Source organism: Robinsoniella sp. KNHs210 (assembly GCF_000686105.1).
Taxonomy (GTDB): Bacteria; Bacillota; Clostridia; order Lachnospirales; family Lachnospiraceae; genus Robinsoniella; species Robinsoniella peoriensis.
This window is the reverse complement of sequence record NZ_JMLZ01000002.1, coordinates 5416205-5439296: the sequence shown is the minus strand read 5'-3', so window position 1 is coordinate 5439296 and position 23092 is coordinate 5416205. Positions and strand designations below refer to the sequence as shown.

18 protein-coding genes are annotated in these 23092 nt (G+C 33.4%); all 18 read right to left on the bottom strand.

Translation table 11 applies throughout. The features are described from left to right. Positions 1 to 2: 2 nt before the first annotated feature. Positions 3 to 1778, bottom strand: coding sequence for a hypothetical protein (locus CD03_RS0130120; RefSeq protein ID WP_027296793.1), 1776 nt, complete (start codon positions 1776 to 1778; stop codon positions 3 to 5). 10 nt (positions 1779 to 1788) lie between these two features. Then, on the bottom strand, positions 1789 to 2520 hold the full coding sequence (locus tag CD03_RS35320) for a glycosyltransferase family 2 protein (RefSeq protein WP_197041709.1): 732 nt from the start codon (positions 2518 to 2520) through the stop codon (positions 1789 to 1791). Continuing rightward, positions 2498 to 3490, bottom strand: a complete 993-nt coding sequence (locus CD03_RS35315) for a glycosyltransferase family 2 protein (protein WP_052378050.1) — start codon at positions 3488 to 3490, stop codon at positions 2498 to 2500. The genes CD03_RS35320 and CD03_RS35315 overlap by 23 nt, the downstream gene beginning before the upstream one ends. Positions 3491 to 3503: 13 nt before the next feature. After that, positions 3504 to 4628 (bottom strand): glycosyltransferase, encoded by a 1125-nt coding sequence (locus tag CD03_RS0130105; RefSeq protein ID WP_027296792.1) that lies wholly within the window; start codon positions 4626 to 4628, stop codon positions 3504 to 3506. An 8-nt stretch (positions 4629 to 4636) separates the two neighbouring features. Next, positions 4637 to 5794 (bottom strand): glycosyltransferase family 4 protein, encoded by a 1158-nt coding sequence (locus CD03_RS0130100; RefSeq protein ID WP_027296791.1) that lies wholly within the window; start codon positions 5792 to 5794, stop codon positions 4637 to 4639. 12 nt (positions 5795 to 5806) lie between these two features. After that, positions 5807 to 9475 carry a hypothetical protein gene (locus CD03_RS0130095; RefSeq protein WP_027296790.1) on the bottom strand — a complete coding sequence of 1223 codons (3669 nt, stop codon included), beginning with the start codon at positions 9473 to 9475 and terminating at the stop codon, positions 5807 to 5809. Then, positions 9435 to 10406: a glycosyltransferase family 2 protein gene (locus tag CD03_RS0130090; RefSeq protein ID WP_027296789.1), complete on the bottom strand. Its 972-nt coding sequence runs from the start codon at positions 10404 to 10406 to the stop codon at positions 9435 to 9437. Before CD03_RS0130090 ends, CD03_RS0130095 begins: the two co-directional genes overlap by 41 nt. A gap of 92 nt (positions 10407 to 10498) precedes the next feature. Further along, positions 10499 to 11809: a UDP-glucose dehydrogenase family protein gene (locus tag CD03_RS0130085; protein ID WP_027296788.1), complete on the bottom strand. Its 1311-nt coding sequence runs from the start codon at positions 11807 to 11809 to the stop codon at positions 10499 to 10501. Positions 11810 to 12222: 413 nt separating this feature from the next. Then, complete coding sequence (locus CD03_RS0130075) at positions 12223 to 13821, bottom strand: aldolase catalytic domain-containing protein (protein WP_027296787.1); 1599 nt, start codon at positions 13819 to 13821, stop codon at positions 12223 to 12225. 207 nt (positions 13822 to 14028) lie between these two features. Further along, entirely contained in the window at positions 14029 to 15786 is a 1758-nt protein-coding gene (locus CD03_RS36640; RefSeq protein ID WP_027296786.1) for a glycosyltransferase family 2 protein, read from the bottom strand. Positions 15787 to 15966: 180 nt separating this feature from the next. Further along, positions 15967 to 16617: an HAD hydrolase-like protein gene (locus CD03_RS0130065; protein WP_027296785.1), complete on the bottom strand. Its 651-nt coding sequence runs from the start codon at positions 16615 to 16617 to the stop codon at positions 15967 to 15969. A gap of 8 nt (positions 16618 to 16625) precedes the next feature. After that, positions 16626 to 17363, bottom strand: coding sequence for a 3-deoxy-manno-octulosonate cytidylyltransferase (locus tag CD03_RS0130060; RefSeq protein ID WP_027296784.1), 738 nt, complete (start codon positions 17361 to 17363; stop codon positions 16626 to 16628). Further along, the gene (locus CD03_RS0130055) at positions 17360 to 18271 is read right to left on the bottom strand and encodes a 6-hydroxymethylpterin diphosphokinase MptE-like protein (protein WP_027296783.1); all 912 of its coding nucleotides are present in this window, start codon (positions 18269 to 18271) and stop codon (positions 17360 to 17362) included. Before CD03_RS0130055 ends, CD03_RS0130060 begins: the two co-directional genes overlap by 4 nt. Positions 18272 to 18342: 71 nt before the next feature. Continuing rightward, positions 18343 to 19623, bottom strand: coding sequence for a CDP-glycerol glycerophosphotransferase family protein (locus CD03_RS0130050; RefSeq protein ID WP_052378049.1), 1281 nt, complete (start codon positions 19621 to 19623; stop codon positions 18343 to 18345). A 13-nt stretch (positions 19624 to 19636) separates the two neighbouring features. Continuing rightward, a complete protein-coding gene (locus tag CD03_RS0130045) occupies positions 19637 to 20368 on the bottom strand; it encodes an ABC transporter ATP-binding protein (RefSeq protein ID WP_027296781.1) in 732 nt (243 codons plus the stop codon). Next, on the bottom strand, positions 20369 to 21160 hold the full coding sequence (locus CD03_RS0130040) for an ABC transporter permease (RefSeq protein ID WP_027296780.1): 792 nt from the start codon (positions 21158 to 21160) through the stop codon (positions 20369 to 20371). 14 nt (positions 21161 to 21174) lie between these two features. Beyond that, positions 21175 to 21564: a glycerol-3-phosphate cytidylyltransferase gene (tagD, locus tag CD03_RS0130035; RefSeq protein WP_027296779.1), complete on the bottom strand. Its 390-nt coding sequence runs from the start codon at positions 21562 to 21564 to the stop codon at positions 21175 to 21177. Positions 21565 to 21827: 263 nt separating this feature from the next. Continuing rightward, positions 21828 to 23069, bottom strand: a complete 1242-nt coding sequence (locus CD03_RS35305; RefSeq protein ID WP_161597407.1) for a CDP-glycerol glycerophosphotransferase family protein — start codon at positions 23067 to 23069, stop codon at positions 21828 to 21830. Positions 23070 to 23092 lie beyond the last annotated feature (23 nt).

Sequence of the window (23092 nt, the reverse complement as noted above, 5' to 3'; positions counted from 1 at the left end):
CTTCATTCAACCTTATTTTTATTAGTTAGTACAACGTAACTCATATTTCTTCCAATTGCATTAAAATTTTCCTGTATTTGTCTTAGATATTCTGAAGTTTGACTAACTAATAATATTGAATTATTAGGAACGCTGTCTATATTATTATAATCAATTAAATGAATCGTTTCTTTTGGTAACATATATTGCAATATTGCACTATCAACCCAAAAATTACTTTTTAAATCTGTTGCCCCAATACAATAAATACCATTATTATCATCTAGTTGTTCAATAATTTCCGCTGTTTTATAATTTTCGGCATATTGTACTTGTCGCTGTACGTTTCTTATTTGTAAATCATTTCCCATATATACAAAAATTATTAAAAGTAACATATTTGCTAGTAATATGAGTTTCTTAAACTTATTATGGTAAAGAAATAACAATATTCCAAAAATTGCAATTGTAAATAAAACATTTTGAGCAATAAATGAATATGTGCTATTTCCACTCATCCAAAAATAACTTAATGCTGGTACGCAATTGTAATAGAATGTATCAACCTTATAATTATTCATATTAAAAGTAGTATATATAGCTGATACACATGCAAATATAATCATAGATAATATCGATTTAATATTTAGATTTTCCTTTATTTTAAATAATAAAACTAAACCAAAAGCTAAAAAAGGAATCATTAAACCATCAGTATATCTACCATATATGAGAGTATCTACTCTACTTGGATACATCATTGATATTGATGCTATCATTAAAGTACCTGCAAAACTTAAAAACAAAAATATATTTGTTACACAAAAATCATCATAATTATATTCTTTTTTACAAAAAATATTTAATATAACATAAATTGAATTTTTAAATGTTATACATACAATAGAAATAAAAGCAATCAAAAACAAGAAATAAGATGAAGTAATATGATAAAATATTTTTCCAATTAATGAGTTAATTGCTAGTTTTATACCATCAAATGTGAACAAACTATTTAGTTTATCTATTTGACCAGTATAATCATTTAAAGAAGTACTTTCATTAATAGAAGCAAGCCATAAATTATCCATAAACCAATTTTTTAGAATGAAATGTATTATAAACATCATTGAGATTACAACCACAAAACTCAAGAAATACTTTAACCTAATTTTTTTAGTTAAAAGCAGAATACTAACGCATAACACCCCTGCAATTACAATGGCTATATTTCGCTGATGTATTTGATAACTAAAACACAGTGCAATAGCTAATATTATAGTAATCAAATAATTAGGCTTAACCTCTAATTGAATAAACATTCTTAATAAAAGTAAATAAGTAAAAGTTATCAGTACTTCAGACCATGCAATATTACTATGCAACATATAACTCGGAAAGCAGCATGAAACAAAGGATATAATTATTAAGTATTTATAATCAATTTTGTTAAATATAATTTTCAAACTTGAATAGATCAAGCTCATGCACCCAACCATAAGTATTCCATTCATAAGAATAGCTGATTTATATAATAAAATAGGATTTTTAAATATAAATATTAAAGGTGCCAGAATCAAACCATAACCATAAGAATAGTATGGCGTAACACTTGATATACCTGTCCAATTCTCCCCAGCTAAAGCTGCTCCTGTAGCCCAATATCCAAATTCATCACCAACTATAGTTATTGTACTATATTCATTTAAATATCTCATGTGAATAAATAAAAGCAAGCCAATACATATAATAAATAATAAGGCACTATTAAGTTCTACTTTTTTCTTTTCTCTAATCATTAACATTTCCTTATCTTATTAATTTTAATATTTTTCTTAAAATCGATATAACAGGATAGTAGTGTTTAAGAATTAACTCACGTTCTTTATCTACTTGATTTTTAGAAGATTCTAGCGAACTAACCCCTGTTGTATCATAATAAACTATATTTACAGGACAATATAAAAATTTATAATTATTCTTATATGCACGATAGATCCATTCTCTATCTGCACACAATTTGTATGTTTCATTAAATTCATTTTCTTTTAACCTTGATGATTTGAAAAAAATTGTTTGATGACAAATTGTAGCTGCACGAAATAATAATAAAAGATTCATTTTTTCTATCAAAATTTTATCTTTTTTTGATACTTTTTCAATTATGTTACCATATACTAAATCATATTTTTTTGTGCTTAAATATTTTAAAATATCTTTTATTATATTTTCATTACAGAATATATCACCAGAGTTTAAAAAAATAGTATAATCGCCAGTCAAATAATTAATACTTTTATTCATTGCATTATAGATGCCTTTATCTGGCTCAGAAAGAAAAAATATCCTTGAGTCTTTTTTTTGAAACTTATTAATTATACTCTTAGTATTGTCTATTGAATCTCCATCAATAATAATATATTCTATATTTTTATATGATTGTGATAAAACTGATTCTATAGTGTTAGTAATTGAGTTCTCACAATTATAAGTAACCGTTACTATAGATATTTTCATATTATCTCCATTTTCTATTTTCATTAAATTCATATAAAGGGAACAAAATTATAGCGCATACATTAGGCAATAAAAAAAATAATCTAAATAAAATTTTATCTTGTATAGAAATTTCATTTTGCTTTATAGCATTATAGTTTGCTTTATATTTTTTAAATAGACTATATCTCTCTTTTTTATAGCTCTTTAAGTACTTTCTGCATTTACAATAATTTGCTATTCTATTTCTCTGTACTGAAATTAACAGTTTATCATATAATTCTTGATCACCTATATTTCTAAAAAAAACTAATCTTTCTTCTTGCGCCAAATTTTCAGAATTAAAGTTCAAAATAGAATATTGCTTCCTCATAACACTGTCTGGCGACATAAAATAATAATACATTTGTTGTTTAGAAATAACAACTTTATTGGCTCGATATAAGATTTTATGTGTAGTTGCTAGATCTTCATATGTTCTTCCAATTGGATATCTAATATCGTCAAACAAACTCTTCTTTACCAATTTTGCACAAGGTGTAGTTACAGTAGTTTTATTTCTCTTGCAACAATCATATAATATTTCAATATTTGATTTAACTTGTATACTATTATAATCTTCTCTTAAAGGTAATATTTTATTATCTTTAGTTATATAAATATCGCACATACTTACATCACAAGAAAATTCTTTAGCATTATTATATAATATTTTTAAATATTGAGGATGTATAAAATCATCAGCATCGATAAAACAAATATATTCCCCAACCGCATTATCAATCCCAAAATTTCGTGCAGATGCTGCACCCCCATTTTTTTTATGGTATATTTCGATTTGTTTGTACTTTTCTGCATAATTATTACAAATATCTCTAGAATTATCAATTGAACCATCATCTATTAAATATATCTTATATTCTTTAAATTCTTGTTTTAGTATGGATTGTAAACATCTGCTAATATATTTATCAGCATTATAAACAGGAATAATAATACTAATTATTTCATTCATACATACACCACCCTTAAACTATTGATAAAAAGAAGTTATAATAGTCGTTACTTATTTTTATATAATTATATTCATTATAAATATCTTCACTAATTTTATCCATATTTTTATTAACATATTCTCTATTTAAGCACTTTATTATCTCTTCTGCTAACATTTTTTCATCTTCTGGTGGATAATAATAATTACAAAGTCCCTTAGTAACCTCATAATTTGTTGGTATTTTGGAAACTAAAGTAGGTATTTTTAAAATCATAGCTTCAATAGCCGTCATACCAAAACCTTCATATAAAGTTGGATTAATATATAGTGAGCTTCCAATAAAGATTTCCTGCATTTTTTTATCATCAATAAAGCCTGTAAATTTAATCCGATTTGACAGATTATGTGTTTCAACATATTCCTTCAAATAATTTACTCTCTTTGGAACACTGCCTATTAAAATAAGGTCATGATCTATTTTATCCTTAATTCTCTCATATGCTTTAATCAGAGTAATAATATTTTTATGATGAAATTGTAAATTAAGAGCACAAATATATTTATCAGTTTTATCTATTATATTATTAGATCTGCCAATGTTTATCGGATTATATATACATCTTATTTTATCACTATATTGAGAATAATACTTTTCCATCTCTGATTTATCTGTTTTACTTATCGCAATAATATAATCAGCATGTCTAAAGTCTAAACTATACATTATATAATATAGAATATATTTGTAAAAAGGTACTTTTACCTTTCCAATTACTCGATGAGCAACTGCTTTTATATCGTGTGGAATTACTATAGATTTAATTTTAAATTTTTTAAGGCCGTTATTACAACTCAGATGATATATCATTGAAATATTATTATCTTTTATAATTTTAGGTAACTTAACTGTATTAATGTAACATAGCATTAACATACGACCTAACTCCGATTTTATATCTTTCCCTTTTAATTCAATAATATCAATTCCAGGAGCTATCTCCGAAATAATATTACTTGAATAATCAAAACAGATCACTACCATATTAGTAATTAAATTATTTTCATAAAATCCTCTAAGTAAATTTAATCCAACTTGATCTTTTCCACCGGCGTGATTTTTACTTAGATAAATATAATTCAATGCTATTTTCTTCATAATATCTCCTACAATTTATTTAAAATTTCAGCATACTTAGCAGCTATAATTTTGTAATCATATTCTTCTGCTGTTTTGCGTGCCTTATCTCCTAATTCTTTACTATATGAATCATTAGTTAATAACTTATTAATTTTTTCAGACAAAGAAGAAACATTTTTTTCTTCAGCCAAAAGACCATTTTGGCCATCTTTAATTAAATCAGTAATACCACCAGAATTATTTGCTACTATTGGTAATGATGAGGCCATTGCTTCCAATATTACCAGTCCAAATCCTTCTTGATCCCCATCTGAAGCAGTCACTGATGGTGCAACAAATACATCAGCAGATGCATAAATAACTTTTAATTCTTCATGGGTCTTAGAACCAAGAAATAATATCTTATCACTGTAAATATTAGCTCGCTCTTTTAACTGCTGTTCAAGGGGACCACCGCCTACTATAACAAGAAGAGCATCAATATCTTTCATTGCATCAATCAAATACTTAACACCTTTTTTTTCTGCAAGCCGGCCAACAAACAAGATGACTTTTTTACTTCCTTGATTAAACATATTTTCTACTCTTAAATGTTTGTCGAAATTATCTGTTTTACATCCCATTGAAATTATATCTATATTTCTTAGTGATGAAATCTTAGTAACTTCATTTTTTAGATGTTTTGATACTACTGTAATATGGCTTGCCTTTTCCAATGTCCTTCTCTTTAACTTTTTTATAATTCCACTATTCAAGGAAGTAATATCACCACCATGTCCTGTAACGATATAAGGCTTTTTAAAAAATGACTGCATTATACCTTGTGGAATCAACCAATGAGCATGTATAATATCAAATGCTTTAACTCTTTTCCTCAATTGAAAATACAATGCTGCTAAAAGGAAAGGAACCAATAAAATTCTAATTTTCTTTTCACGAATTCTTGGAACTATAGCCCCAGGATAACATAACGTTTCAAATTTATAGATTGGAAAATAATGATATCTAATAACTTTTACATCGTTAATATCTTCTTCATCTTTTGCACCTTGAGAAGCAGGAACTAATACAGTAACATCAAAATATTTAGTCAATGCCTCTGATAAATCCAAGACAAACCTAGGCTCGGTATCATTCTCCCATCTTGGAAAGGTAGATCCTGTAACTAATAATTTTCTTTTCATAACCTTTTCCTTCTAATCCATTTTTTCTATCCATAATATTTCAGCATGAATGTTATTACTTTTATAATTTAGAATATTTAAATCTAATTTTTCTAGATTTTTAGTGACATTTAGATTAATAGTTATAATAGTGCTATCTTCCGAATCGAACATATCATTTGTAATATCTTTATCTGCACAACTTATATAAGTGCTAATATTTTTTAACACTTTATCTCTAACATCTTGTGATATTAGAGCTTCTTCTTTGAGTTCACCACTTTCTATTTTATTATTAATTTCTTGATCTATAGATTTTTCTATTTCTTTTTCTGTCAATCTTCCTGTTAATTCCAGAAATCCATCAAATAATTCATCTTTATAATCTTTATTAATTTTAATATATAATTTATACTTACCTGATTTTATATTATCTAGTGATTTTATATCCATATCTGTTTTATTAGCGAGTAGTGATGCTGGAACCTTTCTATCTACAGTTAATACAGCTCCACCGTTACTTATATAATCGTTTAAGTATTCTCCATCATTTTTTACCCATAATGAATAATCACCTTCTAAACCTATCAAAGTAAATCTTTCAGCTAAGTTAAAAATGTTACCATTAAATTTCTTGGTAATGATATAACAATCTGATTTTAACTTATTTAACTCATGTAGAGTCATAGCCTCTAGCTGTTTTGCACTAAATAGTTGATTCAAATAATCTAAAGAGAAAATACCATTTAATTTGTTGGACTTACTAGTTAAATAAACTAATTTATAATTATCATCATTTGAAATAATATTAGATAATTTTGTTAGATCATCACTAGATTCGCTACCTACTTTGTATTTATCACTTATCATCTTGATATAAACAGGATGAATAGAATAATTATTCAAATCTAATTTGACACTGTAAGTTAGAGATATTAATTTTGTACTTGATATAATCGGTACTTTTATCAAAGCCTTATTATTAATAAAGTCATTTGAATAGATTTTTTTCTCAGCTATACTCTCACCTGACTCCTCAATAATAATTTTACCAATACTCTCTTCTATTTGAGGTACATTATCTATTTCTACTTCAAAAATATATTCATAATTACCACTACTCAATTTAATTGGTTCATCGAAATTATATTGACCTGTTTTTTTATCTATAGAAAAATAATTATCTAATTTTAAATTATACCCATCTGATAAAGGTTCTATATTTAAACTTTTACAATCCCTAATTTTTTCACTAGTATTTTGTACCATGAGTATATAAAAAGAATTCTGCTTAATTATAACATAGTTTTCCATAAAATTGTAAAACGACTTATCACTTTCTTTAAATATTAAATAATCAGTATCACAATTCTTAACATCGTTTATTTTTTCTATACTATAATCTATCAGTTTGTTGCGAACATAACTTAGTGTCTCATCTGTATTGGATTCCAGATCAACAATTCCTATAGTTCCCTTTGTATTAGCATTATTATCAATTTTGATTATAGTATCAGTAATACCATTAAATGAATTTATATTCTCTAGACCAAAAGTTTTCTCAGAAGATATTTTTCTATATATTATTTTAGATAGCTCAATTTGAGATTGTGAATTCTCAATTAGATTGAATTTTAAATTTTTTATTATATCATAAGATGTAAATGTTATATATAAATTTAATTTATCATCGCTAATTTTTTCTCCTAAATCTAATGAACTATTATACAAAATCTTATTACCACTCATTACTTTTAATTTTCCTAAGTCAGTTGAATTATTTGTATTGACTGTCACAGTGCATTCATAGGTTCCAGGCGGTAGATATACTTCACCATTTTTATTTAATGGTATATTATATATCCTATTCATCTGATCCGATGAAACTTTTTTATCAACGTTACTATTCTTGATAGTAAAGAGTGCATAGTTAGATGTCAATTCTAATAATTTATACTTTCTTGCATAAAAATCTAAATCATATGAATCTGATGAAGTTATTATATACATTTCTTTTGAATCATATAAATCTTCCAAACTATAAGATGAATCATCATTTGTTAATTCATTTTTATCTCTAGATCTTAAATCTATCATTTTCATTTGATTTTCACCTAATAAAAACTGTAATTGAAAAGAATCAAAATCATCAATTTTATCATTTGAAATATAATATATCGGATCATCACTTTCATTATTTAATATCAAAGAGGGAATTTCACCACACTTCAACGAAGTTTCATTGTTGACCTCTATAATATTCTTGTTTACTAGATCAAAATTTAATCCCAGAAAAAGTGATACGCAAAATATAAATCCGATTATATTAAATAACTTATTTGATTTAAATATTATACCAATAAAAATAAAAATTATAAAAAATAATATAATGCTTAAGGATACATAAAAAACATTAGGTATTTCATTAATTCCGTTATTATATAGAGATAAAACCCCTATATTATACTCTCCCATATCTTCGAAATTATATACCCTAAAAATATTGTACACACTAAAGCTTATTAATATTATAACTGATGTTATTAATAATAATTTTTTATAATATTTACTATTTTTTATATTTTCCAGTAAATCAACTATACCTAATATCGTAATTGGGTAACATACAATTTGAAGTACTCTTACATCTACTTGACTACCCATTATTCTATTATTATCATAGTATAAAGAGCTGCATATCAGAACTAATAAAAAAGATATAAAAATAAAAGTAAATGTTAATGTATATTCAGACAAAACAAAAAATTTTTTTCTTATATTCTCAACAACTTTAGAGATAATAAAATACAAACCTATAAATACAAATAATACATTTCCAATCCCTATAGAATATAATTTTACAATTATATTATCTATCAATCCCCAAATACCTAAATTACTCCACCCCAAGCAAATACCTTGTATAAAATTTTCTAAACTCGGTGTTAATATATTCGAATTATTCATTTTAGATAAAATTATAGTCTCTGAGATATAACCTAATATTATAATACAGCTAATCATAATTATAGTTAAAAATAAATTTCTTCTACTTATCTTATTTTTACTCATTAAAATATACATTACTATTATCCCAGCTAATAAAACACATAACATTTCGGCACGAAAAAGCACCCCTAAGCATAACAATAACCCAAAACCAAATAATTTTATATTATTTGGCTTTTCATATAAAAATATTAAAACAGCAATTTGCATAATGAATACTAATAACAAAACTATATCTGGTACAACAAGTAATTTTACAAATGCGAATCCTGGAGCTAATGTAGCTAATGTACATCCAAATATTAACACAAAAATATTTTTTTTAATAAATATTTTCTTAAATACCATTACAGATAATAAGTATATTAGACTTATAGAAAAAGCATTAATTAAAATAGATATTTTATATGCCGCTGTAGGATTCTTTAGAATACTGTAAATAGGTAAAAGCAAAATACTATATCCGATTGAATATAATGAGTTTTCTTCCAAAAATGAAGACCAGTCCACTCCGAGCATGCTATAAACCTGACCTAAAATCCTTTTTTCATCACTAATAAAGAGTATTTGTCCCAAATCAAATATACAATAAACAGAACTGACAAAAATAATAACTGTAGTAATGATAATCGCAATTTTAGCTAGTGATATTTTATTCTTGTACGTCTTCACTATCGTTTTTTTCCCCTTCATAGTCCAACTTTCTTACATGATACTGAATATCTTCTAATAACTTTCGATTACCTGATATTATATCTGCCTGTAATCCGACTATACCTGTCATCACACCTAAGATAATCATCATGCTTGCCAATATTAGTGACTGCGTATGACCATTACCTTGCCCTATAGCTAAAAAATATAAAAATCTAACGCCAATAGCAATTCCTATGAAAGATAGAATGCTCCCAATCACCGAAAAGAAATACAACGGCCGATACATCATAAACGCCCGCACAATCGTCAGCATAGACTTCTTCACATACCCAAACATACTGCTAAACAATCTCGACGGTCTGAGTTCTCCATTCGTTCTAATTGGTACAGAAGTACAAGCCATCTTATTTCTCCCAGCCTGTACAATCGTTTCCAATGTATACGTATACTCATTAATAACGTTCATCCGCAGCGCAGCTTCCCTGCTATATGCACGAAATCCACTTGGTGCGTCCGGAATATCCGTCTTAGAAGCCTTACGAACAACCCAGCTTCCAAAATGCTGCAGTCTTTTCTTTAACGGCGAAAAATGTTCCGTATTATCAATCGGTCTTTCCCCAATAACAATATCCGATTCCCCATCCAATATCGGTCTTACCAGTTTTTCAATATCTTCCCCGCAATACTGATTATCAGCATCTGTATTAACAATTATGTCCGCACCATGTCTAAGACAGGCATCCAGGCCTGCCATAAAGCCTTTTGCAAGTCCTTTGTTTCTTTTGAAATTCACTACATAGTGAACCCCCCAGTTTTTTGCAACTTCTACCGTATTGTCCTTGCTTCCATCGTTTATAATTAAATATTCAATCTCATCGATGCCGTCAATCTGTTTCGGCAAGTCATTCAGTGCAATTTCTAAGGTCTGTGCTTCGTTATAACATGGAATCTGAATAATCAATTTCATAATTATTTATCAACCCTTCCTTTGTTCTCTTTTTTCTTTCAACCACCCAAAAAACGGATATCTGCAAAAACGGATATCCGTAATTTCTTGTCCTACATTAACTCACTATTCACTGTTTTACGGCCGATCGAATTATATACTATTTTTGTATCTGCAAACGCATCTAAGGAATAACAATTTCTTCCATCTAATACGATAGGTTTTCTCATGAGTTGTTCGTACTTCTTTATATCAAATTTCTTTACTTCATCCCACTCGGTAAAGATAAAGCAGATATCCGCATCTTTTAAAGTCTCTTCGATGCTTGAACAATAATCAACTTTCTTTGGATAGAGCTTTTTAAAATTCTCAGCTCCTACCGGATCCCAGGCTTTCACATGGGCACCGTCTTCCAGAAGGATAGGAACATTCACAAGTGAAGCTGCTTCCCTCAGATCATCGGTTCCAGGCTTAAAGGTAAGACCCAATACTGCCACATTAAGATCTGTGAAGTCTTCATAATATTTTTTTGCTTTTTTCACCAGTTTTAATTTCTGGTTTTCATTTACATCAATGGCCGCTCTGATTGTCTTTATTTCGTTGTCATTAAAACTTGCCAGCCAGCTTAAGGCTTTTGTATCTTTTGGGAAACAAGAACCTCCATAGCCGATTCCTGAGTTTAAGAACCGTTTTCCTATACGGGCATCATATCCCATTCCTTTTGTAACATCTTCAATATCTGCACCTACGATTTCGCAGAGGTTAGCGATCTCATTTACATATGAGATCTTCAATGCAAGGAAATCATTGGATGCATATTTTATCATCTCTGCACTTCTTCTGTCTGTAACAATAATCGGTGCATCGAATCTTTCATAAACATTCTTTAAAACCTCACCGGCTTTTTCATCTTCCACACCGATGACAATACGGGATGCATGAAGTGTATCCAAAACTGCGGTTCCCTGAGATAGGAATTCAGGATTAGACGCTATATCTACTTTGACATCATGTACCAAACGCTCCCGAAGATAGGATTCCACCTTGTCGTTGGTACCAATCGGAACAGTAGATTTTACTACAACTACACAATCCCGTTCTACGGATTGCGCGATCTGTTTTACTACTTTAAAGACATAAGCCAGATTTGCGGAACCATCCTGTTTTTCCGGAGTTCCCACGCCAATAAAAATGGCCTCCGCATCCTTATATGCAGCGCCATAGTCCGTTGTAAACTGCAGATGATCCATGCTTTGCTGCATTAATTCATCCAGTCCAGGCTCATAGATAGGGGATATCCCCTTTTTCATTTTTTCAACTTTTTCTTCATCAATATCAACACAAGTTACATCATGTCCTTTACTCGCCAGGCACACACCTGTGACAAGGCCGACATAACCGGTTCCTGCAACTGCAATTTTCATTTTATCTTCTCCGCATAATATTCACAATATAGTGTTTAAATTATATCATATGTTTTAAAATTTTACCACCCTATATAAGGTTATTTTTTACATATTTTTTGCTAATATTGACATTCTGAGGCATTTTAGTTCATACTTTTATAATATTTGCTTCATATTTCACGCTAAAGGCAGATCAAAAAAGTACTGTTTCTATTTAAATAGGACACGCTCCAAGGCCCATCTACCTGATTCAGAACAAGCCGTTCTCCGGGCATATCTCTTCTCATTGAAAGAGCTATCAGGTCAAATCACCGATAGCTCTTACCTGCATTTTATAACTTTTTCTAATTTCAATAAAATATGTTGTATCAAAATATTCAAAATGCCATTTCGAAAAGAAATTTCTGCACGTTTTTTGTAAAATGATAATTCTATTTCTCATAGAATGTATCTGTTATAAATTCCACAGAGATATGATCATTCATCTTTTTCAGGCAGTCAATCACATACTGGTTCATACTATTTGACTTCTCTTTTTCAATCCTGTATTCCATGCTGGAATTGTAGTAATTATCTTCAATCGGTGAATAGCCATCAAAGCCGGCACATGCCACATGATCTACTTTTACTTTCATCAATGTTTTCAGGAGCATGATAAATGCATTATCAATAATCTCAGCATCTTCATCTACCAGTGAACTATAGTTTAAGGTGTAGTCAAAGCTCCCTTTTGTGTTCGTTACGTTTGATGTGGCAATTACCTTGGTATCACGGTTCTTATACTCTGTGATCACGCTGTTCAGCTGAACATACCTTCTTGAATTGCTTAGGAATACGTAATCAACCATAAGGGCTCCCGGTATATAATTTGTAGAGATGACAACCGGATGATTTGCTTCAATATAAGCTTTGATTTTTTCTTCCTGAGCCTGGACATTTTTACCTGGTCCAACTAACAGAATTTTCTTTCCTGCAAACTGTTCTTCCAGTTTTACCAGATCATCCAGATCATTACATTCTGAATTCTGATACTGATTATACAGATGTTCGATATGCTTCTGATCGTATAATAATTTCTTTTCAAATTCAATGCTGTCCAGTATTTCATTTAAGGACTTCAGGGATAATGTATGCTTGTCCATTAAATATTTTACATAACTTGGATGGCAGTTATTGGATGCCGACAGATAGAAGAAAAGATTATACCCCCATGGACTCTTTTCATAAATATTCATGATGTTGATATCGATTGCTTCTAACATCTGGCTGATATCATAGTTTTTTCCACAATTGGTATTCAAATACATTGACAGCAATTCCATCGGCGCATTACCAGCACTTTTGCCCATTCCATAAAGAGTTGCATCCACTACTACCATACGGTCTGTGTGAGCTTTCAAAACTTCCATACAGTTGGAATACGCCAGCTGGAAGTTGTTATGGGAATGATATCCTACACCAATTTCCGGAATGAGGTTATGGTCTAATAATTCAAAATAGTGCATCAGATGTTCCTGATGAAGTAATCCATAGGTATCTACAATGGATACTGCGTAAGGTTTTAACTCATTTACGAGATCGATAAGATCCAGCATTTCTCTGTCTGAGTAACTTGTAATCGAAACTGCCTGGGTAAATACCTGATAGCCCAATTCTTTTACCTGACGGCAGAACGCAATTGCTTCATGCATCAGATGTTTTTTAAAGATTACCCGGATACCATCCAGATAACTGTCCTTGCAGGGAGACAGATTTTCTATTCCGCAGGTTCCGAAATCGATCATTCCAACAACCATTGCCTGTCTTCTGTCAAGCCCGCCATAGATTTTTTCTACGCAGTCCGTGTTCGGCATGATGGTACGGTCGATATCAAACTCGTGTCTTTCATCCAGGAATCCGACTTCGATCATGTCTACATTTGTGCTGACCAGTCTTTCAAATAAACTCACAATGTTGTCATGTCCAAATCTCCAGTCATTAACATAACCACCGTCACGTAAAGTACAATCTAATAATTTTATATTATTCATTTTATTCTCCTGTTCTTAAAATATATTGACTCTTCAATATATTGTTTTACAAAAACTGATATAGGTTACTGTAATACAGAACCTATTATACAGGTAAATTAGTATTTTGTGAAGTATTTTCCTATTTATGGTCAGCATTCAGACTTTTGATATATTATATTCTGTGCTTTATTCTTTTGCAATGCTGCAAATTTCTACTGATCTATTCTATCTGCTTCCCAAAATCTTCAGACACACGCGCATAATCAATCTTCCAAATCCATTCTTTTTCAACGCATTGCCTACACGGTATTCATCTGTATTCTTTATCTCTTTTAATTCAGCTGTACATTTCTTATATTTTTTCTTAAGCTCATCACACTGCTTTTTTGTTTCTCCATATTTAAACTTCCAATTCTTAATCTGAGTACCCTGCCACGGCACCGGATAATTTGCAATTCCGGCAAGGATTGATTTTGGAATTGTAAATAATTCTTTCGGATTCATGTCAAACTGCGTACATTGACTCAGATCTAATATGGTTCCTTTGACCGGCGTCATTGTTGCCAGTGGTGATAATAATACAAATGGATGTTTTGAATAAGTGGTTCTTCCATTCATCTCTACAGCATACTTCCCTTTAAGCACACTCTCTATCTGTCTTTCCGGATCTGCCTCTGTCTGGGTTTTACAATTGACCAACCCGTTAATTATCTCTTTTATAACAGGGTTGCCCTTTGCTGCGCCAAATACCTTATCTGTAAAATGTTCTTCATCAAAAAAGCTAAAGAATGCCGGATAACAGCGCATACAATCAAATGGTCCATTTATTTTCATGTTGGAGCCAAGATAAAATCCGCCTTCTGCATAAATTTTCTTTAACGCAAAATATCCGACTACCAATTTAAAATTCTTTTGAAGAAATGCCTGCTCTATCATCTGGTTTTCATGCACATCGCAGTTTTGCGGACTTAACACCACTGCCTCCCCCTCTTCACGAAAGGCCTGCTGTGCTGCTTCTGACGCCTGTTCGGATGTGATTTCCTGTGAAAATCCATCCAGATAAATTCTCTTAGGCATTGCCTGCTCTGTTAAGCTCAGATAATAGGTGATTTCCTTATACTTCTCCGGCTTAGCCAGATAGCATGGATTCTTTTCAATCAAAGATGTAAGTGACTTGAAATACGAAAAGAACTCATCCCCAAAATACCACATTGCTTTCGATTTATCAATGGTCTTTTCTGCCATATTCATTACGATTTCATTACGATATTTTGCATCAATATTCTCAATTGCCATTTTTGCAGCTTTTACAAAATCTAAAATTTTCTTTTCTTTTGTGCGGTGTACTGTGGAGTCTTCCCGATCCATCCAGTAATAAACCGGAGCCGGCTCATATCCGACTTTTACAGCCGCTGCGATCAAGATTGGAATATAGGCTACATCCTGGTAAATCATGTCTGCTGTTCCGCCCGTTTTTTCCCAGAGTTCTTTTTTTACCAGAAGGCTCCATAATGTAAATGGTGTAATATCCAGAAGCATACTTTCTTTGGTAACCGGTCCCGGCAGCAATCCCAACAGATATTTTCCGTTACCCCTTACCCGGTAGGAAGCGCCATAGATCAAATCACAATTTTCTTTTTGGGCACGTGCATACATGCGCTCTAAGGAATTCTCGATCATGTAGTCATCTGCATCACAGAACGCAAGATATGTACCTTTTGCTTCTTTAATTGCCAGGTTTCTTGCAATTCCCTGCCCATGGTTTTCCGTATGCAGAACCTGCATGATCTCCGGATATTTCTTTTTGTATTCATCCAGAATCACACCTGAACTATCTGTCGATCCATCATCGATGGCCACTACCTCTATTTCTTTCATGGTCTGGTTTACAGCAGAATCCAGACATCTTCTCAAATATTTTTCCACATTATATACCGGTATAATTACCGAAATCAGTACTTTTTTATCCATTCTTTTATCCATCCTCTTATCTCCCTGACTCATTTATATTTTTCTGTTCCGGAGCCTGTTTGAAAATCGCTTAATTCCATTCATTCATTCCGCAAACCGCAGCAGATTGTTGCTAATACTTTCCAAACTGGTTCTAACACAAAACCCCGCGAACAGACATCCTTTCGAAAAAGCATGTCTGTCTGCGAGGTTCTATACCCCAAAAAATCCCCTGATGTCCCCAACCGTATCAGCAGAAAACACATACGGATACTCTTTAACATCATCTTCAGTTCTAAATCCAAAACCAAAAGTGACCGCCATAAAATCAACCCCGGCTTCAAAAGCTCCCACTGCATCAGAAGTAGTATCCCCGATCAGGATTCCTTCTTTTGAAAATGCAAGCCCCATGAGGGATTCACAGCGTTGAAGTACATCTTTTTTTGTCATTTTGCTGGCAAAATCTGATCCGCAAATTATGTCACAGTGTTTGCTTATTTGAAAATGTTCTAGTATTTCGATTGCATAGTCTTCTCTTTTCAAGGTAGCAACCCCGATTTTGTAACCATTTAAATGCAGGGCAGTCAGCAAATCATAGATACCCTCATAGGCTTCAGCCAAAAACAGATCATGGTTTTTATACCGATCCCGGAAAATTTCCGTTGCCTGATCGGCTTCTTCTTCTGATAATCCATACTGCTTCATCAATGATTTTTTAATTGGCGGGCCAATAAAAGTGCGCTTTACTTCTTCAGCGAGAGGCTGATAACCCATCTTTTCGATCGTATAGTCCACACTTTTCAGTACGCCTGCTGAAGTGTCCAGCAGGGTGCCGTCCAGGTCAAATATTACAGCTTTATACATAAAAACTCCTATCCTACAATTCCTTCAGCAACCATTAGGTCCTTTACCATTTCCAGATCCTTAGGTGTATCTACAGACACTGTTCTGCAGTCTACATCCACAAATTTCACTTTTTTATGATGTTCGATGTAGCGGATCAGGTCGCACTCCTCTACCTTCTCCAGCAAGCTCTGTGGAGTGGTGACGAAGAAATCCAATGCTTCTTTTGTAAATGCGCAGATTCCAACGAATTTCTTATAATCGAACTCCAGACTCCCCTTTGGATAGGGAAGCGGGCTTCTGGATGTATAAAGGCCGTCTCCTGCTTCGTTTGCAATCATTTTAATATTTGTAAAATCAATAACTTCCGGTCCTGTCTTAATCGTGGTCATTGCATTTGCCACAAAGAATTCCGGTGTGTTTTTCGCTGTTTCCACTACTTTCTCAATTGCCTGGGCTTCGATTAACGGCTCGTCTCCACCGATAAACACGTAGATATCTGCGGGAATCTTATCGGATACTTCGTGCGTCCGCTCTGTAGGATTGGTGTGCTTTTCACTTGTCATTAGCACCTTGAATCCATATCCCGTGCAGACATCGTAAATTTCCTGATTATCCGTTGCTACATACACTTCATCAAAGTTTCTTACCTTGCTTACCTGCTGATATACCCACCAGATCATTGGTTTGCCATGAAGATCCGCCAATGGTTTTCCCGGAAATCTGCTTGATTTGTATCTTGATGGTATTACTCCTACTACTTTCATGCGTTCACGCCTCCTAGTATGTCACTCAGGTTTACTCTTTCAAACGACTCCAGAGCGCCTCCTCTGGTTGCATTGTAAATCTTGACATCTCTCTCATTTGCAAAATCATTTAATTTATTATAAGCAAAAATCGCTTTCTGCCTGTAATATTCAGATACCTCTTCTTTTGTCAGATCCTGAGCTTTTAATCGGTTCTCAATCCGTTTTACGTCCATCTGTTTCATATCATCACTCAGATAATCTTTGATAAAATGGCTGTCTTTTGCTAAGCTGGATGTACAGTCCACACCAATCAGATAGATTTCTTTAAATCCCATGTAAATGGCAAGTTCTATCATAAATGACATAACCGTAGCACCCGACGGAACATAATATGACAGAAAATTGTTACTGATCTTATAGGGTTCTTTTGCCACATTGTAGACATAGGTGCTGTCCTTCGGCCTTTTTTTCATATAGTGATAAGCAGTAAGATTTACAAAGAAAGGCGCCTCTACATTGTCTGCAATTTCCTCTGACAGATTTTTTGCAAACATCACATCAATAAGGCAATGGTAAGTGGGCCTCCACTCTGTCTGGTCAAATATTTTATAAACCATATTGCAGCCAATCGTTGTCTCATCTTTAATCAGGTCCAGATCGCTGCTTGTTAAGCTCGGACCATTTCCCACCAGAAAGCACCGTTCACCCTGATGCTTATCCTTATAAGACTTTAATCGTTTACTGTTTGCCAACAGACAGATACCTCTGCCGCGAAATACACCTGATAATCGAAAGTAACCTTCTTTTGTTTTCTTAAAAACCAGTTTTATCAGCTTCTTAATACGTCGAAAACCTTTTTTTATGAATCGAATTATCTTTTTCACGCGCCAGCCAATGCCGACTTTCAGTTTTTCTGCGAATCCCATTATTACACCTCTGACTTCTATAATTTCGTAAATGATATCTTCCCTGCATTTCGGATCTGTAAAAATTTATTTTACTTCGCCGGAATACAGATATCCAAAACTTTCTTACTGGTATCAGGTCCATCCAGATAATTAAATTTCTGATTGAATGACTGATATTTTTCATCTACCGTAAAGTTAGCAAACAGATCCGTGATGGCATCCGCAAGCTTGCTTTCTTCCTGAATAATTGGTCCTGGAAGTTCTTCCAGCTCCAGATAGAAGCCGCGGATCTGGTTCATATATTCATCCAGATCATACATATAGAACAATACCGGTCTTTTCAAATTTGCAAAATCAAAAAATGCACTGGAATAATCGGTTATCAGCATATCGCTGACAACATACAGTTCATTGATATCATTATGTTCCGATACGTCCACGATTCTTTCCGGATAGCGGTATTCACCCGTGAATTTATTCAGGTGATGGGTACGGAATAAAATTACGTATTCATCTCCCAGTTTCTCCGCCAGGGCATCCAGATCCACATGCTGCTGATAGAGATATCCCTGTCCTTCCACATACTGATTATCTCTCCAGGTTGGAACGTATAAGATCGCCTTTTTATCCTTCCCGATATGAAGCTGTTCTTTTAAACGCTCCACATCCTGACTGGTGTGTGTGAAAAGAAAATCATTTCTGGGATATCCGGTTTCCAGGAGAATCCCTTCTTTACCGAACCGGGAAATTCCAAAAGAAGTATCAAATTTTTCACTTGCAAACTTAGAAGGAGACAGGAAATAATCCAGCTTCTTCACATGCTGTTTGTATTTATGATAGTTTTCCTTTAGGGAACGTTTTTTATCACTGTCAAATTCAATATCCAGTCCAAGCCTTTTTAAAGGGGTACCATGCCATGTCTGTATGACTACCTGGTCCCTCTTCGGATAAAGATAGTTGGTCACAGATGCATTGCATACCCAGTATTTCGCTTTCGCATGATATTCATAATACTTTTTGGAACGCACTTTTGTAATAAAAGTATTTTTGTTTTCTTTTAAAAACTCAAAATTCTTTGTATTCTTAAACACCCATACAAATTGAAAATCTTTATAAGCTTCATCTGCCAGCATCGCCTCATACAATGCCCTTGGGCTGTCACCATACTGTGAGCCGAAAAAGCCCGTAAAGATAACCATATGGCTGTCTGTTGGTGTCTTAATACCATACCAGGTACATTTCAGTCTACGCATCAAATACACATATTTCCGGTAGAATTTTAATACTGCAGGATGATTGCTGCTGCATTTTTTCAGAGTTCTTTTTATTTTACCATGCAGTCTCCCTGCTAAACTTTTGTTCTTTGACATGCCTAATGCCTCCTTACTGCATAAATTCTTCATATACCGGCAAAACTTCTTCTGCAGTTCCAAGCATCTTAACTTCCCCGTCATGGAGCCACAGGATCCGGTCACACAGTGATCTGAGGGTATCGTTATTATGGGATACAATGACTACGGTACGATCCTTTTCACTGATCAGTTCTTTCATCTTGCGGTAACTCTTCTTTTTGAATTTTGCATCACCAACACTTAATACTTCGTCAATGAGCATTATGTCGGTCTTTAAAATAGCGGTAATGGAAAATGCCAGCTTGGAATACATACCGCTGGAATAGGTCTTCACGGGCATGTTAATAAATTTACCAAGTCCTGCAAATTCTATAATCTCAGGCATCTGTCTGCGAACCTCTTCTTCCGTAAATCCAAGGAGCATACCGGAAAGCATAATATTTTCCTTACCGGACAGGCTTTTCTGAAAACCAACTCCAATGGACAGGAGTGATACGGTATGTCCAAAGAGGTCAATGGTTCCGGAATCCGGTGAGAAAATCCCCGCAATAGCCCGGAGCATTGTGGATTTTCCACTGCCGTTCTTTCCAACAATACCGAGAATTTCTCCTTCCCTCACCTGAAAAGAAACATTTTTTACCGCCTCATGGACTTCCGTCTTTGTCTTCTTTAATTTAAAAAAGTTCTTTTTGATGGAATATGCATTTAAGCATTTATAAGAAATATTCAGGTCTTCCACCTTAATCGCATTTTCAACACTCATCTATATCACCTTCACGTAACTGTTCTCATATTTGTAAATCACCCGCACACCTATGCACGACAGAACAAAACCGATCACCAGCCACATTAACATAAATTTATGGTGAGGGAACTGGGAATACAGCATTGTGCGTCTCAGAGAATACATTATAAATGCAGCAGGGTTAAAATTAAGCAGGAGATTCTTAATAGGTGCCGGTATCTGATTCATAGAATCTATTGCATAAAATACTCCTGACATATAAAAGATCAATTTCAAAAATACCGTCAAAATATTCTGCAGGTCTTCGATAAATACACCAAAATGGCATACGATTGCACTTATACCAAAGGTAAACAGACAAAGAATCAGGATCAGCGGTATGAAATATAAGATCTTAAAACTAAATGGTACTCTCCAGATAACCATCATGATAATTACCAGTCCAAAAGAAACCATCATTTTAAATCCGTTTACCAGCATATTTTTTAAAATCAGCATATATTTTGGTACATACACTTTAGAAACAACCGCACTATTGCTTTTTACAACCCTTACACTGCTGATGACCACCTTATTGAAGAAATTCCAGACAGAAAGGCCGATAAATACATAGATTGGGAAAAAATCTATTTTTTTATTGCTGAACACTATCTGAGCAATAAAAGTATATACCATCATAAAAAGCAGCGGATCTAATATCCACCACAGCCAGTTTAAATAAGAACTGGCAACTTCCGATTTCAGCTCAGATCTGGCAGCATACATGGTATATTGATAAAATTTTTTAATATCATTAATAAATCGTTTCATGAATTTTCCGGCTCCTATTTCTTTAAATCCTGTTTTATCTGAGTTGTGGAAATCTCAGGCGTTCTGGGCAGATATACCACATCACAGTATTCTTTCAGGAAATCAAACTTTCCTTCCCAGTCATCCCCCATTACAAAGGTATCCACTTTGAATTCTTTCACATCACTGATCTTCTGGTCCCAGGAATTTTCAGGGATCACAAGATCCACGTAGCGGATCGACTCCAGCAGACGTTTCCTTTCACTATATGGAAAATAACATTTTTTCTGTTTTTCATCCCAGTTAAATTCATCCGTAGACAATGCTACGATCAGGTAGTCTCCAAGCGCCTTGGCTCTCTGAAGCAGATTAACATGTCCATAATGGAGTAAATCATATGTTCCATAGGTAATAATTTTTTTCATCTTTATGCCCATTGCATACCGCAGGTTTTCTGCGATACTGCCACAAATAAAACAAGTTGAAAGAATTACAGCGTGGCTTCCTTTCCATTTCTTATTTTTTCTTTCAACGTTTCACCTCATCTAAATGTACGTTCCGTAATAAACATTCCAGATATTATATCATACAACATTTCCAGGTGCAACTCCCGGCGCAGTTTCACAGATGTTTCAAATTTCATGACACGTCTGCCTCACTGCCTGAACATATCACGCATCATCCCCTCTTAGGATCTGATACAGGTTTCCAGCACGGCACGGCTTGCATTTTCTCCGCAGTGCGGATTGTAAATTTCATTGAATTGTCTGTACTTTTCATCATACCGGAACTCGTCCATAGCTTCCCGGATAGCACCGGGCAATTCCTCTTCTGTCTTTATAATTGTCCCCGGCAGGGTGTCCACATCTATATAAAAGTCCCGCATCTCGTTTTTATACTGTTCAAAATCATACATGTAGTAAATGATTGGCCTCTTCAGGTTAGCGTAATCAAAGAATACACTGGAATAATCCGTCATCAGCAAATCACTGACAATATACAGATCATTAATATCTCCATACTCTGAAACGTCGATGACAAATCCTTCAAACTGCTTTAGATCAATGACATTTTTAATGAAGTAATGGGTCCGGAACAAGATGACACATTCTTCTTTAAATTTTTCCTGCAGAACTGCAAAATCCAGTCCAAGGCTATAGGTACATCCAATGCCCACCTCCTGCATGCTGTCACGCCAGGTAGGTGCATACAGAATCACCTTTTTCCCTTGTGGGATATGAAGTTTACGCTTGATTGCTTCTGCCTGGTCTTCTGTATACTGATACAGAAAATCATTTCTGGGATACCCTTTTTCCACAAAAATATCCGCTTTTCCTAGCGCTTTCAGATTAAATGCGGATGTAATCTTTTCTGTATAGAACGGTGACGGAGATATAATATAATCATATTTCATAGCATCGTATTCATACTCTCTGTTCAGTTCCCGTTCTTCCTGGGCACCGCCTTTATGCACTTTCACATCAAACCCTAATCGCTTCAGCGGCGTACCGTGCCAGCACTGAATATAGACCTGATCCTTCTTTTTCTGTATTTCATCCAGCATCCTGCTGTTTGTCACCCAGTATTTTGCCTGTGCCGCATAACGGAAATACTTTTTACTTCTATGCCGGATCACTATGGTATCTTTTCTATCCGCTAAATCCCGGTGGCACTCAGGATCTTCAAAGGCCCATACTTTCTTATATTCGTCATACCTGCTGTCCCGGATCATCTCTTCATAGACCGCCTTTGGACTGCAGCTGTAACTCTTGCCCTTATAGGCCTCAAATAAAATTAATTTTTCCTGGGTAGCATAACGCCTTTCATACTCCAGCTTGTTACGCGTCCTCCGGTAAAAACTGCGCAGCCTTACACAACCTTCCCGCACAGCGGGATTGGCGCTTAGCATTTTCAGTATTTCTCTTTTCATGGGTACCTCTTTTTCTTTCATTT